This is a genomic window from Wolbachia endosymbiont (group A) of Campoletis raptor, from assembly GCF_964026755.1.
GTDB lineage: Bacteria > Pseudomonadota > Alphaproteobacteria > Rickettsiales > Anaplasmataceae > Wolbachia > Wolbachia pipientis.
On the sequence record NZ_OZ034695.1, the window covers coordinates 470,178 to 484,140 of the forward strand.

Annotated in this window: 13 protein-coding genes, 1 tRNA gene and 4 pseudogenes; 11 read left to right on the plus strand and 7 right to left on the minus strand. The window is 35.1% G+C overall.

The annotated features are described in order from the left end of the window. Positions 1 to 112: 112 nt before the first annotated feature. The 4 genes and pseudogenes from AAGD74_RS02465 to AAGD74_RS07265 form a co-directional block, all read right to left on the minus strand. Entirely contained in the window at positions 113 to 703 is a 591-nt protein-coding gene (locus AAGD74_RS02465) for a CvpA family protein (RefSeq protein ID WP_010962383.1), read from the minus strand. A 57-nt stretch (positions 704 to 760) separates the two neighbouring features. Continuing rightward, the gene (locus AAGD74_RS02470) at positions 761 to 1,357 is read right to left on the minus strand and encodes a riboflavin synthase (RefSeq protein WP_010082169.1); all 597 of its coding nucleotides are present in this window, start codon (positions 1,355 to 1,357) and stop codon (positions 761 to 763) included. A 181-nt stretch (positions 1,358 to 1,538) separates the two neighbouring features. Continuing rightward, positions 1,539 to 2,395, minus strand: a pseudogene (locus AAGD74_RS07260) (hypothetical protein); the annotation flags it as partial. 119 nt (positions 2,396 to 2,514) lie between these two features. Beyond that, a pseudogene (locus AAGD74_RS07265) lies at positions 2,515 to 3,253 on the minus strand (hypothetical protein); the annotation flags it as partial. Between the two features lie 146 nt (positions 3,254 to 3,399). Here AAGD74_RS07265 and pheS point away from each other — a divergent pair. The 6 genes and pseudogenes from pheS to AAGD74_RS02505 all read left to right on the plus strand — a co-directional run. After that, the gene (pheS, locus tag AAGD74_RS02480) at positions 3,400 to 4,443 is read left to right on the plus strand and encodes a phenylalanine--tRNA ligase subunit alpha (protein ID WP_338482735.1); all 1,044 of its coding nucleotides are present in this window, start codon (positions 3,400 to 3,402) and stop codon (positions 4,441 to 4,443) included. Next, positions 4,444 to 5,736: a bifunctional UDP-N-acetylglucosamine diphosphorylase/glucosamine-1-phosphate N-acetyltransferase GlmU gene (glmU, locus tag AAGD74_RS02485; protein WP_077188522.1), complete on the plus strand. Its 1,293-nt coding sequence runs from the start codon at positions 4,444 to 4,446 to the stop codon at positions 5,734 to 5,736. It begins immediately after the preceding gene. A gap of 1,047 nt (positions 5,737 to 6,783) precedes the next feature. Then, positions 6,784 to 7,086, plus strand: a complete 303-nt coding sequence (gene rplU / locus AAGD74_RS02490) for a 50S ribosomal protein L21 (RefSeq protein WP_006279565.1) — start codon at positions 6,784 to 6,786, stop codon at positions 7,084 to 7,086. A gap of 10 nt (positions 7,087 to 7,096) precedes the next feature. Continuing rightward, positions 7,097 to 7,366 carry a 50S ribosomal protein L27 gene (gene rpmA / locus AAGD74_RS02495; RefSeq protein ID WP_006279564.1) on the plus strand — a complete coding sequence of 90 codons (270 nt, stop codon included), beginning with the start codon at positions 7,097 to 7,099 and terminating at the stop codon, positions 7,364 to 7,366. A 9-nt stretch (positions 7,367 to 7,375) separates the two neighbouring features. Then, positions 7,376 to 7,452 (plus strand) — tRNA-Ile (locus tag AAGD74_RS02500). Positions 7,453 to 7,509: 57 nt separating this feature from the next. After that, positions 7,510 to 8,175 (plus strand): annotated as a pseudogene (locus AAGD74_RS02505) (S-adenosylmethionine synthetase N-terminal domain-containing protein); the annotation flags it as partial. On the opposite strand, the gene AAGD74_RS02510 reads toward AAGD74_RS02505, so the two are convergent. Continuing rightward, entirely contained in the window at positions 8,103 to 9,122 is a 1,020-nt protein-coding gene (locus AAGD74_RS02510) for an IS481 family transposase (RefSeq protein ID WP_341810720.1), read from the minus strand. The pseudogene AAGD74_RS02505 and the gene AAGD74_RS02510 sit on opposite strands and share 73 nt — an antisense overlap. A 177-nt stretch (positions 9,123 to 9,299) precedes the next feature. Between AAGD74_RS02510 and AAGD74_RS02515 the strand changes: the two genes are divergently transcribed. The 3 genes from AAGD74_RS02515 to AAGD74_RS02525 are packed head-to-tail and all read left to right on the plus strand — an operon-like array spanning position 9,300 to position 9,918. Continuing rightward, complete coding sequence (locus tag AAGD74_RS02515; protein ID WP_094189604.1) at positions 9,300 to 9,596, plus strand: IS3 family transposase; 297 nt, start codon at positions 9,300 to 9,302, stop codon at positions 9,594 to 9,596. A 3-nt stretch (positions 9,597 to 9,599) separates the two neighbouring features. Next, a complete protein-coding gene (locus tag AAGD74_RS02520) occupies positions 9,600 to 9,761 on the plus strand; it encodes a DDE-type integrase/transposase/recombinase (protein WP_010082071.1) in 162 nt (53 codons plus the stop codon). After that, positions 9,754 to 9,918 carry an IS3 family transposase gene (locus AAGD74_RS02525; protein WP_010082072.1) on the plus strand — a complete coding sequence of 55 codons (165 nt, stop codon included), beginning with the start codon at positions 9,754 to 9,756 and terminating at the stop codon, positions 9,916 to 9,918. Before AAGD74_RS02520 ends, AAGD74_RS02525 begins: the two co-directional genes overlap by 8 nt. A 294-nt stretch (positions 9,919 to 10,212) precedes the next feature. Here AAGD74_RS02525 and AAGD74_RS02530 read toward each other — a convergent pair whose 3' ends face one another. Continuing rightward, positions 10,213 to 11,616, minus strand: a complete 1,404-nt coding sequence (locus AAGD74_RS02530; RefSeq protein WP_182365528.1) for an NAD(P)H-dependent flavin oxidoreductase — start codon at positions 11,614 to 11,616, stop codon at positions 10,213 to 10,215. 172 nt (positions 11,617 to 11,788) lie between these two features. Between AAGD74_RS02530 and AAGD74_RS02535 the strand changes: the two are divergent. Both AAGD74_RS02535 and AAGD74_RS02540 read left to right on the plus strand, forming a co-directional pair. Beyond that, positions 11,789 to 12,621 (plus strand): annotated as a pseudogene (locus AAGD74_RS02535) (IS5 family transposase). A 304-nt stretch (positions 12,622 to 12,925) separates the two neighbouring features. After that, entirely contained in the window at positions 12,926 to 13,069 is a 144-nt protein-coding gene (locus tag AAGD74_RS02540; RefSeq protein ID WP_341810721.1) for a hypothetical protein, read from the plus strand. Between the two features lie 36 nt (positions 13,070 to 13,105). Here AAGD74_RS02540 and coaE read toward each other — a convergent pair whose 3' ends face one another. Continuing rightward, positions 13,106 to 13,693, minus strand: coding sequence for a dephospho-CoA kinase (gene coaE / locus AAGD74_RS02545; RefSeq protein WP_006280338.1), 588 nt, complete (start codon positions 13,691 to 13,693; stop codon positions 13,106 to 13,108). Positions 13,694 to 13,963: the final 270 nt, after the last annotated feature.

Genomic DNA, 13,963 nt, shown 5'->3' on the forward strand with positions numbered 1-13,963 from the left:
GTTGATTTATTGCTAAAACAAAATTAATATTTCCAGTAAAAAATTCTGTGCTCTTAACCTGACACATATGGCTTTTTGAATACTCCCAATGAAAATATTTATAAATAAATATTTACTCTTCTTTTTTATTGTTTTTAGGTTTTTCTTGATCAACCATTTCTCCACCGATCTCTTTTATTTTTAGTATCAACGACTCTGGTACATACATGTCAATTACTTCTTCTGCTGTCACAAATAAAGCCTGATAAGAGTGTGAATTTATTATCCAATTAGGCAATATGTCTTCTGCTTCTATTTTATACTCTCCCTCTTTTTTGTCATATACTGTGTAGCAATATAAGTGCACAGCAAAAAATAATACATAAGAGAGTAATATTCCTTTAAGCACTCCGAGAAAGATTCCAGTAACTCTATCGATAAACCCCAACCTTATGGGTGATAATATGTACATTAGCCAGTTATTTATTATCATGAATATAAGATTAAGTATAATAAATACAGAGATTGTAGAAAGTATGTTTAGTGTAACTTTAGAATCAAAATATTTACTATAATTTGGAGCGAAAAAATCATAGTGATTAGCTGTCAGAAAGACCGATAAAAATAGAAACATTAGTGCGCATAGCTCTTTTATAAAGCCTCTAGTTACCGAGATTATTACGCATAGAACAACAATGAAGATAATTAGGCTATCGAAAAGCATGTTTTATATCTATATGGTTTTCAAGATATAATAGTTGTAAATAACAAGGTTGTAAAATTAATTGTATTTATGCTGCATCAATTGATCTAAATACCTAGCGATCATGTCAATTTCTAAATTCAAATAATCATTTACTTTGTTGTACTGAAAAGTTGTATTTTCCCATGTATAGGGAGTGATATTTACTGTAAATTCCTGATTAATAACTGAATTCACTGTGAGGGAAACCCCATCTAGTGTAACGGAGCTTTTTTTTGCAACAAATTTAATTAATTCTTGTGGGCACGATAGTTTGATTTCATGAGAATCTAAATTTTGATTAATTGTTAAAAATTTTACTATCCCGTCAACATGACCCTGAACTAGGTGGCCATCGATCTTATCACTTAATCTCATTGCTTGTTCGAGATTTATTTTTTTTCCTATTCTCCACGTATTTAAGTTAGCAACCTTCATAGTTTCTTGAGATGCTTGGACTGTAAATGTATCGCTCATTATATCAACAACAGTTAAACACACACCAGAGCAAGCTATTGAATCTCCTTTATTTATAGAGGATAAATTTTGTGTCTTGATATGGAAAATTTGATCAGAGTTGGAGTGAGTGGTAGTATCAGTTATAGTCCCGATATCCGTGATAATTCCTTTAAACATATGGTGAAAATAAATAATTTTACCATGAAAAATTTTTTACAACAACTTATTTCTATTTTGTTATAGTTAAAGTAATTCTGGTTTACCGACAATTTAAAAAACGACAAATTCGTCATCCCGCTACGTGTTAGCGGGATCTAGAGATACCGTGACGGTATGACGTAGGAAAACTGAGCCTGCACTAGCTATAGGCGCGAGAAAGGGGATCGTTTTCACTTACTTGTTCAATAGATTCTATAGAATATTCAGAATATATGAAATAAGCCAAACTCAGAACACATAATGCAGTTAATATTGGTAACCCTATGTTCAATGCTAGCCCAATACTTTCTCTTTTTTCTGGTGGCACTAATCCTTTTAACATTGACACTTTTCCTAACGGAAAATGCCATAAGCAAAGTGTTGATGCAGATGCTACTATTATAAATAGACAAAAATAAGCCTTTTTTGAGGAAAATACAGTTTTTAATGATGATTTGAGTGTAATGTTAGTAGGTGGTAGAGTTTTAGCTTCATTTGTTGCTGGTGAAAGATCTTTAATTGGTAAAGGGTTTGTAGATTTATGAGGAGTATTTTCATGTTGTGGAGAAGGTTGTTGTATATAAACACCTGAAACTAATTTAAGCAATTGCTCTTTTTTTCTATATACTTGTTTTTGTAAATATTCTTTACCTAAAAGTGAGTTACTAAGAGGTTGTGGCCTTTCGAGTATCTGTAATACTTCTGATATTTCGCCTGGCTCTAATATTGCATGTAATTGTTTATCTTGAAAGTAAACAATATTGAATACTGAGCTGAAAATATTGCAAAATGTTTCTGGATCTTGATTTTTGTATCCACTCATCACTTCAATAAATATTTTATCGAGTTTTTTCCCCTGTGCTCAATTTGGTTATCTATCATAGCTACTCTAGCATCATTTTGTGCTTGTTTTATGGCTAATGGTTTTTCTTTCTCTGATAGTTCTTTGGTCTGCTTTTTTGACTTCTTTTTTCTGTTAGCCTTAAAATACTCTGTGTGCGAAGTAGTTTGACCGAAATCAGAAATAAGCATTGTGACGTCTTCTATTCTTCTTTCGTCGATTCCATCTTTTTGTGTTACCTTGTCCTGTTTTGTCTCTTGAAGTGTTGGATGGTAAGTCAAAGCCCTCTGGTTTCGTATGGACAGTTTTGGTGGCTGTTGAAAGAAGAATTGTATTGTATTAAAAAAATTGGATAGCCGAAAAGAAGATCCAAACCAAAAAAAATTGTCACGCATTGCAGCAACAACTATTGGAACCCGCATCACTTGCTTTTTACTACTTGTTAAATTATAGCCAAACAGGCCTGTAACTGGTACGATTTGTTTATTTTGTGCATTTTTTTTGTTAGTTTCACTCTGTTCTTTTTTGTCTTCATTTTCAGTTTTTTCTGCATGTTGTAGCTTTTCATTTAGAAATAACTCGATTTGGTACAAGTTGTCCAGGTTAATGTTTTCAACGTCTGTTTGTAGCGTTATCGTTGTGCCCTGCAGAAGGATTTGAGGCGGAGCACTATTTACGAATTCTTCTACAGTTTTATAACTGTTAGTTTTACAGTAGTTATTATATAGTTCACTGCTTTCTTTGGGCACTTTTATGTTGGCTGTAAATTTTTTTTCCCGGGAAAGGCAGATTTTGAAAAAATCAATTAAAGGGTTTATTCGAAATAATCCTATATTAAAGGTGTCTTTATCTGTTGCTGTTAGCTCAAATGAAAATTCTTGTATATTACTTTCAATACTTCTCGAGCGAATAGTACTGATCTTAATTGTTTCGCTAGAAAATGCTTTACTTATGTTTCTGGATTTTTCCTTAAAGAGCTTAGGTAAATCCTCTATTTTATACTTATTCTTAGTTTCAGTATTACTGTTGTGCATAGTTGATACAGCAAATTCATCAACGCAAAGGTAAATAAAAAAGATTAATCAGTCAATAAATTAATAATCAGAATAGGGCAATTTTTCGGATTGTTGATGATATTTAAAATTTCACTATAATGAAAGTTTAAGCCAGCGTTTTTAAGATGAATAAAGAGTTATTAGATGACATACTTTCACTTGAAGATAAAGCAGTTTCCGAAATTGAGAATGCTTCTTCTTTGCAAGATTTAGAAAAAGTTAGGCTATTATATTTGGGAAAAAAGGGTGTAGTTAGAGCGTATTTTGATAACTTAAAAAAGATAGAAAATGCAGAGAAAAAGCGTGATTTAGGTGCAGTGATTAACGCTTTACGTGATAAGATAGATCATCTTATCATGAATAGGGAAAATGTGCTAAAAACAGAAGAAGTTAACTTTAAATTGCAGAACGAGGCGGTTGATATCACGTTGCCCGTTAGACCAGAAAAAATGGGCAAGGTCCATCCACTCAGTAAGGTTATAAATGAAGTAAAGCTTATTTTTGCACATATGGGTTTTAAAGCAGTTGATGGCCCTGATATTGAAGATGAATTTCATGTATTTGATGCACTGAATACTCCAAGTCATCATCCTGCGCGAGAGGAGCAAGATACCTTCTACTTAAAGAATAAAATAAACGATAAAAGAATGGTACTGCGCACTCACACTTCATCTGTACAGATTAGAACCATGGAAAAAACAAAAAAATGCCCAATTAAAATAGTAGCCCCTGGTAGGGTATACAGAAATGACTTTGATGCAACTCATACTCCTATGTTTCACCAGATAGAAGGGTTATATGTCGATGAAAACGTCAATATGGGCCAGTTAAAATTTACTATTCATCACTTCCTTAATAAGTTTTTTGGAGATAAAGGGCTGAAGATACGTTTTCGTAATAGTTTTTTTCCTTTTACTGAACCCTCTGCGGAAGTGGACATAAGTTATAAAGGTAGTAAATGGATAGAAGTGCTTGGATGTGGTATGGTGCATCCAAATGTCTTTCAAAATGTTGGAATAGACCATACTAAATACAACGGTTTTGCGTTTGGCATTGGTATAGAAAGGCTTGCGATGCTAAAATATCAAATCAGCGACCTAAGAAGCTTTTACGATAACAAAATCAGTTGGCTTGATCATTATGGTTTTCATTTTTCATCTTTAAGATAAGTGATAAATAAAGCTCATACTTTTATCATACTTGCTGCCGGGCATGGCAGGCGGATGAATTCAGATTTGCCTAAGGTTCTGCACGAAATAGGCAATTTTTCCATGCTTCAGCATGTCATTTACAATGCAAAACAGTTAAATCCTGAAAATATTGCTGTTGTAGTTGATCTGCCTTTAATTGAAAGACTAAAGTGCTTTAAGGATATACAGTTAATTACACAAGAATTAACACTTGGCACGGGAGATGCGGTCAAAACTGCGATGAGAAACCTAAGAGAATTGCCAGATTCAAGCATAGTTGTTGTGCAGTATGGGGATACTCCGCTCATAAAAAGCAGCACAATAACTAAAATGATTAGTTATTTAGAAGGCAAGGCTCTAGTTTGCCTAGGTTTTAGGACAAGCAATAAAGAATACGGTAGGTTAATTATTGAGAATGGTTCCTTAAGAGAAATCGTAGAAGCAAAGAGTGATAAAAATAATCATGAAGAATTTCTTGCAAATGCTGGAATAATGGTTGCATGTGCAAAGAATTTACGTGAATTGGTGGAGAAAATAGAGTGCAATAGCTCAACTCATGAATATTACTTGACCGATATAGTTTCCATTGCAGTGAAGAGTAATTTAAATGTCGGTTACGTTATTACCGGTGGAGAAGAAGCAACGGGAATAAATAACAGAAATGACCTTATAAAAGCTGAATTTTACTTTCAAGAAAATAAAAGAAAAGTTTTTACCGACTCCGGAGTAACGCTTGTTGCACCAGAGACTGTTTTCTTTTCTCTTGATACGCAAATTGCCAGAGATTCAGTTATTTACCCATATGTTTTTTTCGGTACTGGAGTGAAAATAGAGTCTGGTGCGAAAATACTGCCATTTTCGCATTTAGAAAACTGCTTAATTAAAAGTAATGCTGAGGTCGGTCCATTTACCAGAATACGCGGAAACACAACAATTGGTAATAAGGCAAAAATAGGAAATTTTGTGGAAGTGAAAACAAGTGAAGTTGGTCAAAACACTAGAATAAAACACTTAAGTTATATAGGAAATGCTAAAGTAGGGCAGGAGAGTAATATAGGAGCAGGCACTATTGTTTGTAATTATGATGGGAAAAATAAACATGAAACGAATATAGGGAGCAATTGCTTTGTTGGCGCCAATAGCTCACTAATTGCGCCGCTTAATATTCATGATGAATCTGTAATTGCAGCAGGTAGTGTTATAGTTGAGGATGTACCAGAAAAAAGCCTTGCAATAGCAAGAGAAAAGCAAGTAACTAAGAGAATAAAGTAGTCTAATTTAATTATGTTGTTGTGTCATTTTTAATATTAGACTTCTTGCATAACCATATAACAAACTTTTATTGGGAATAGAAACAAAAAAACTTCCTTGACAAACTCCGCCAGCCCCCTTATCATAACAGTGAAGCTATTGTATTTGCTTTCGCCAATCTGCAGATTAAAAGGTAAGGATTACTTAATGTATCGGCGTATTATGTTTAATTTTTTGCAGTATATAGATACTGTATGTCTTTACAAAACTTCATCTACATCTAGATTTTTATCTAAATAAGCTGAACGCGCTTATAAAGCGTTACAAGACATCAAAAAATGCCAATACTCGACAGAGATAGTAAAAGACTAGCTAACTCGGGGGTCCTTTGTCTTTTTTTCTGCTTAGTAAATTTCTTAAACACTTGCAGCGTAGGTTAGCTGCAATTAAAAGCAGCTGAATTTCGCTTGTCAAGCGTTTAAAACATAAAAAACGCCAATATTTTAAAGCGGATAATAACCCCAGGGTTTCTTTTGCCTTTTTTTTATTTGGTAAATTCCTTAATATTTATGGCTAAACGACAATCGTCATCCCAGCGGGATCTAGAGATACCGCGGCGGTATGACGGTGTAGATAGTATCCCGCTGCTTGTTAGCGGGATACTATGTTAAGGTATGACGGTTAAGTAAGGGATCTATGTTAAGAGATACCGCGGCGGTATGACGGTTAAGTAGGGTGTCATCCTAGTGCTCCTTTTTTTGTCATCCGAGTAGCTGACACTTGGATGACATCGTCATAAAGGAACCAGTGTCAAGCTACTCGGATGACAGGAGAAGGGGCTACTTGCATGACGGTGTCGGTAAACTTAGAGCTATAATAACTATTTGCCTTTTTTCTGCTTAGGTTATCCAAGAAGTCTACTGTCTGAGAAAAGGTAGATAAAAGATGAAAACAGATAGAAGTATTTTAGTAGCTCAAAAAGAACGTTAAGTCATGCTTTTTATTTATATTGACAGCGTATATGACATCGTTTACGATTAAAGTTAATAACAATAATTTATATTTATCATGTTTGCAGTAATTGAGACTGGTGGAAAGCAATATTTAGTAAAAGAAGGTAGTATAATAAAGGTAGAGAAGTTAGAAGCTGAAGAAAAAAAAGAGGTGGAAATCAATAAGGTGATTTGTATTTCAAATAATGGCTTATCTTATTCATCTAATGCTACTGTTAAAGCTGAAGTGTTGGAGCAGTGCAGGGGGGAAAAAATTATAATCTTTAAGAAGAAAAGAAGAAAAAATTACCGTAGGAAAACTGGTCATAGGCAGTATATAACTGTTCTTCGTATAAATGAAATTAGTCTTCAAAAGTAAGAGGTAAGATATGGCAACTAAAAAATCAGGTGGTAGTTCCTGTAATGGTAGAGATTCAGCGGGTCGTAGGTTAGGAATAAAGAAGAATGGGAAGGTTATTCCTGGTAACATAATTGTGCGCCAAAGAGGCACAAAATTCCATCCTGGGAAGAATGTTGGTATAGGTAAAGATCATACGATTTTTGCTAAAATAGAAGGCTGGGTCAGCTTTAGAAGATCAGCAAATAAAAAGACTTTTATTGATATCGTGCCTACAGATAATATGAAAGCTTCAGCTTGAATAAATCATGGGTCTGTAGCTCAGGTGGTTAGAGCGCACGCCTGATAAGCGTGAGGTCGGAGGTTCAACTCTTCCCAGACCCACCATTTAGTAGTTACTAACTGTGTTTTCTATAGCGGTTTTGATATTGTATAAGCAAAAACATGAGTTTATATAAAAATTTAGTAACCAGTGAATCAGTGGCGGCTGGTCATCCAGATAAAGTAGCAGATCAAATTTCAGATGCAATACTTGATGAGTACCTTTTTACTGATCCTTTTGCGCGAGCTGCAATAGAGACTTTAGTCACCAAAGATAACGTTATTATAGCTGGGGAAGTGTTTGGGCCTAACATCAAAAATAGCAGGATTGAAAGTATTGTACGGAATACAATAAAAGATATTGGTTACAAGCACGATGGGTTCCACTGGAGAAAAGTGAAAGTAAATATATTGCTGCATGAGCAATCAAATGACATTGCAATAGGGTTGGATCAAGGTGCTGGAGATCAGGGCATAATGTATGGCTATGCAACAACAGAGACAGAAAACCTTATGCCGGCACCCATTTTTTATGCACACTCGATTCTGAAAAATATCATGAGCGCAGTTAAAGAAGCAAAACTTGGTCCAGATGCAAAGTCACAAATCACTTTGGCATATGAGAATAACCTCCCGGTACGTGCTGAAAGTATTATTGTCTCAATACAGCACCCTGAGGATTTGGATCAATCAAAAGTAAAAGAAATAATTTACCCTTACATAGTTTCATCTTTACCTGAAGGATGGATGTGTTCTGAGGAAAATCTCTTAGTCAATCCAACTGGTAGATTGTATGGTCCCAGAGTGTGATGGTGTGGATTTAGTATAAATAATTCTGGAGACTGTGTCCACTGATAACATATAAATTCATAAGGAGTAAGACCCTTAAGAGTTTTGAGTCTCTTTGCATAATTATAAGCCATAACAAAGTTATAAAGGTGTTCTTTAAGTTGCTGGTGCGATTGATAGTAATACTTCTTAACTGTAGCATCCTTTAAAGTTTTATTCATACGCTCGACTTGCCCATTCGTCCAAGGATGGCTAACTTTTGTCAAACGATGTTCAATAACATTCTCTTCGCAAACTCTATCAAATATATGTTGGAAAGCATACTTATGACGCTTCTGGTTTGTAAATTGTATACCGTTATCTGTCAAAATAGTATGGATTTTATACGGTAAAATTCTAATCAAATTACGTAAGAACTCAGCAGCTATGGGTTTTGTAGCACTGTTACACAACTCAACATAGGTAAATTTGGATGTCCTATCAATAGCAACAAACAAATGTAATTTGCCCTCCTCAGTTCTAACTTCAGCAATATCAATATGAAAGTAACCGATAGGATATTGTTTGAATTTCTTTTTTGACTTAACTTCTCCATCAACAGTTGGTAATCTGCTAATGTTGTGTCTTTGTAAACAACGATGCAAGCTAGAGCGAGTCAAATGCGGAATTGTAGACTGCAGAGCGTAAAGGCAATCATCTAGTGGCAGTAGTGTATACTTGCGAAATGTAACTATTATAGCTTCCTCTTCTAGCGTTAAAACAGTTGATCTTGGATGCTTTGGACCCATATCAGCATCTTTCGTAAATGAACGTTTTCTCCACTTAATAATAGTTTTTGGATTAAGGTTATAATGCTTGGAGAGTTTTGCTATGCTCTCTTTTCTATTTTGTATTGCTCTACGAATCGTCTGTGTTGTTTTGGCGCACCCATGTAATATCTGTCCCATAATGACTCCTTAAATGATGATGATAGTATACCATCACTCTCTGGGACCATACATCTAACTGCTATAAAGTACAGGAATTATGTAGGATTTTCTGCTAGTGGCTACTATAAGTGGACCACAAGAAAAATAAGCAGTAGAGAATCAGCAAATAAAGAGCTACTCGAAGCTATTCAAAAAATATATCAAGTTTCTAAATGTAGATATGGAGCTCCTAAAATTCATGCTGAATTGAAGGCTTTGGGTAAAAGTTGCAATTTGAAAACGGTGCAAAGTATTATGCAGAAAAATGACATCAGGGCTATACTGAGAAGAAAGTTTAAAATTAAAAAACAACAAACAGATAATAGAGCTGTAGCTCCCAATATACTAGATCAAAACTTTATTGTTGATCAACCAAATAAAGTATGGGATTACTTACATCAAAACCAAGGAGGGATGGCTATATTTGGCAGCAATAATTCTCACGTATGGTAGTTAATGAGTAGTGCAATAAATAAACAATTGGTTATGAACTCTTTATTAATGGCCATTAATAGGCGTAAACCTGTTAAAAATCTACTGCTGCACAGTGACCAAGGTTCACAATATACTGCGCAAGGGTATCAATATCTCTTAGCTGTAAAGAATATAGATGAGTAATAAAGGCTGTTGTTACGACAATTCTGTTGCAGAAAGCTTCTTTAGCTCATTGAAAAGAGAAATACTTATTGATACTTCACAACACTCTGCTCAACAAACTAGAACTGCAATATTTGAATACATAGAAATTTTTTATAACAAACAACGTCACTATTAACTATTGCATTCCAGAACAATTTGATGCATCATTCTTTTTGTAAAAAACATTCCACACTTTCTCTCCACTTTTTCTGGGTAAGGTCAGTTAAATCCAGCTTAGGGTCGAGAAACTTAGATAAAGCCATAGTAAAAATACTGAGAAAAGATTAATAATTATACACTATTCTATACAAATATTCAATCTTTTTTGATATTCGTTCAAGTGTGGCAGAAGAACTTATTCAAATAAAGTAGGTAGTAAAATATAAACATTTTATAAAGTGAAAAATGGACTTTTCAGGCCACTGCTGACTCAATACCCAGTCAATATCCTTTCCACCAGTTCTTTTACTGCCGGTACGTAGCCATTCTCATAAAATGGATCTTGCTTAAATTTGTACACATTGTGCCCGGAAAACATGAGTTCGTTCTCAATATCACCATCGTGTATAACGTTTTGCAGTGTTTTTTGTATGCAAAAACTACGCGGATCTGGCTTTCGTCCTGTTGAATGGTCACCATGATCTTTCCAATTGCTAAACAAACAATGACTTAAGCATCCCATACAATTGATTTGATCTTGTCTTATCTCTGCAAACCTGCCTGGCGTCACAAAAATAACAGTTGTATCTGGAGTTTTCATTGCTTCTGTATACCCTGCTTTAGTCCATGTATTTGCCAGTTCTTTGTCTTTTGCAGTAAGGTAGATCTTTCTACCTCTGCTACCCATTGCAAATTCATTATTAAATTCTTCGCTAGCATTTTCTGAAAACTTTATTTGACGTGAATTCCGTTCCTGCAACTCACGTATGAAGTTATTTTTTACTGCAGATGAGTAAAACCCTGTTGGACTGAATTTATTTAAAAATACATCACCTTCTTCTAAAGTGAGTAGCTTCTTTTTCCACTCTGCAGAAATTGGGCTTTCTTTCGTCAAAAGTGGACGAGTGCCAAACTGAAAAGCTATTGGTCCAATTTGCAGATTGTCAAACCAATGTTCCCAATCTTTCAAATGCCACACTCCTCCTGCCATAACAATTGGTGTTTCTGAAAGACCGATCTCGTTCATGAAAGATCTAAGCTCTGCAACTCTTTCAAATGGAGCCTGTGGTAGCTCTGGGTCTTCACTGTTACTCAGTCCATTGTGCCCTCCAGCAAGCCATGGATCTTCATACACTACTCCACCAAGCAAATAGGAAGATATTCTTTGGTAAGCACGCTTCCATAATGCTTTAAAAGCACGCACCGATGAGATAATAGGGTAATAATAAACCTGATATTTAGCTGCAATTTCTCCAAGCCTATAAGGCATACCAGCACCGCAGGTAATACCATGAATCAAACCTTTCGCTCCTTCTAATATGCCATGAAGCACGCGTTCTGCTGCTCCCATCTCCCAAAGTACATTCATGTGTATTCTTCCATGACCTTTTGATATTTCATTTGCTATTCTTGCCTGACTAATTCCAGCTTCAATACTATACTCAATCAATTCACTATGCTTTTCATTTCTTGTTTTGCCTTTATAAATTAGTGGCACTAACTCGCCATTATCATCAATAAGCTTAGCATTTGCACCAGAAAATGTACCCACAGCATCTGCTGCAGCAAATGCTCCGCTTGATCTTCCATCACTAACTGCAATGCCTTTGCCGCCCTCGATGATTGGCCACACTTCCTTTCCTGAAATTACTATCTTTTTTATCTTATTTTTCAAAACTTCCTCGCAATCTTTCACTCTATTTTACTTAATTACTAAAAAAATGATAGCTGTTTATTTTTTCTTGTATCATTAAAGCTTCTGTAGCTACTCATGCTGTTGTAGTTTGAGAGGTTGTCCGGAAACAAGTAAAAGGCTATAATATCTGAAATTTTAGTACGGGGTAAAGATGAGAAAAAAGTATCCAACAGATCTAAGCGAAAGGGAATGGGCAAGAATAGAAAAACACTTCAGAGTATCATACAAGAAAGGAGGAAGGCCGCCAAAGTATAGCAAAAGAGAAATATTAGAAGCAATTTTCTATGTATTGCGTACAGGGTGTCAATGGCGGTATTTACCAAATGATTTTCCGCTATGGAAGACTGTGTATGAGCAGTTCAGGCAATGGAAGAAGCAGGGAATTTTTGAGAAAATGAATTATGAAATTACAAAATATAGTAGAAGAAAAATAGGAAGGAATGAGCAGCCGAGTGCCTGTATAGTAGATAGTCAATCTGTAAAGACTACAGAAAAGGGGGGATCAAAGGCTATGATGGAAGTAAAAAAGTAAAGGGTAGAAAAAGGCATATAATTACAGACACTCAGGGTTTTATACTAGGTTGTTACGTAGGCGCTGCTAACGAAAATGATAGAGATGGTATTAAAATAGCATTAAACAATATGAGAACAAAATATACTAAAGTTAAAAAAATGTGGGCTGACATGGGATACCAAGGAAGAAATTTAAAGAATCACATAAAGGAAGAATATGACATAGATATTGAAATTGTTACAAGGCCTCCATGTAGATTTTGGGTGCACAAAGATACGCCACCTGAGCTACTACCAACAAGAGAACAAGGGTTTAAAGTACAGCCAAGAAGATGGGTTGTAGAAAGGACTTTTGCTTGGGTTAATAGGAATAGAAGGCTATCGAAGGAGTATGATTTACTCACAACATCCACTGAGAATTTCATATACCTAGCTATGAGTAGGGTTATGTTAAAGAGGGAATATGCTTGAATTTACTTGTTTCCGGACAACCTCTTATTATTCTGGTATTTATAACAAGAACGGTCAGTGAATACCTAAATTTGAGTAAAAGAAATTTCACTACCACTCACTAATCTGGCTAAAATTCAAGAATTTCAATGCTTTAGCTATTTTCAATAGAATTAAATTTATTAATATAAATAACAAATTACTATTCTTAAATTTGATCAGATTGATTGCAAAAAAACAAGATTTTCAATAGGTTGCTTATAATCCTAACTATAGTTAGCCTTTCATAAGTAGCGATGCAACAAAGCCCACTGGAATCCAGTTTTTGATCAAAAATGTTGCTATAGTGCACAATCAATTTTCCTGGATCCCAGTGTCTGGGCACTGGGATGACACCATAGGGGCTACTTGGATGACAGGGGAGGGAGGCTGCTGGGATCCTGACAACCGTCATCCCGCTGCTTGTTAGCGGGATCTAGAGATACCGCGGCGGTATGACGTAGAGCTACGTGTTTAGGTTTAATGAATCCACTATATCTTTTACTTGAGAAAAAACATACTCTTTGCTTACACTGGTATCGATAATAAAGTCACTCATCTTCCTTTTCTCCTCAATAGATAACTGAACATCGGAGATTAGATTAAGCTTTTCTTTATCTATGTTGCGTTCGTTAAGTCTTTGAGCTTGCACAACGCTATCTGCATGAACAAAAACAATAAGGTCGCAATATAAATAAAATTTTGTTTCTAATAGAAGTGGCACATCTAAAACTAAAAGTTTTCTATCGATCTTTTTTTCCTTGGCAATAAAAAATTCTAATTCACGCAGCACAGCAGAGTGAACCAAAGATTGAAATTGTTTCCAATTTTCATCGTAGGCTAAGAAATATTTAGACAGTACTGTTCTATCTATTTCACCATTTACTACCACTCCAGGAAAATTTTTCTCTGCATAACTTATTATGCTTTTATCCACTTTATAAAGTTGGTGTACAACAGAATCAGCATCAAATACAACAGCACCAAACTCTTGAAAGCAATTAGCTACAAAGCTCTTTCCTACCCCAATTCCGCCTGTTAGACTTATAATCATATAACAAAATACATTCGACTTCTTTTGAAACTATAGCTAAGGTTTCTCTATATATATTAACTAGATTTTCTAGATCCCAGTGTCAAGCACATAACTATACGAACATTGCAATTTGTAGGTGGTGTCATCCCAGTCTGGGATCTAGCTTTTTGGTAATTTTATCGAAAATGTTTGCTCGTTTACAATCAATTTTCCTGGATCGAAGTAGTCAAGGCACTGGGATGACACCCTACTTAACCGTCATACCGCCGCGGTATCTCTTAGCCGCTA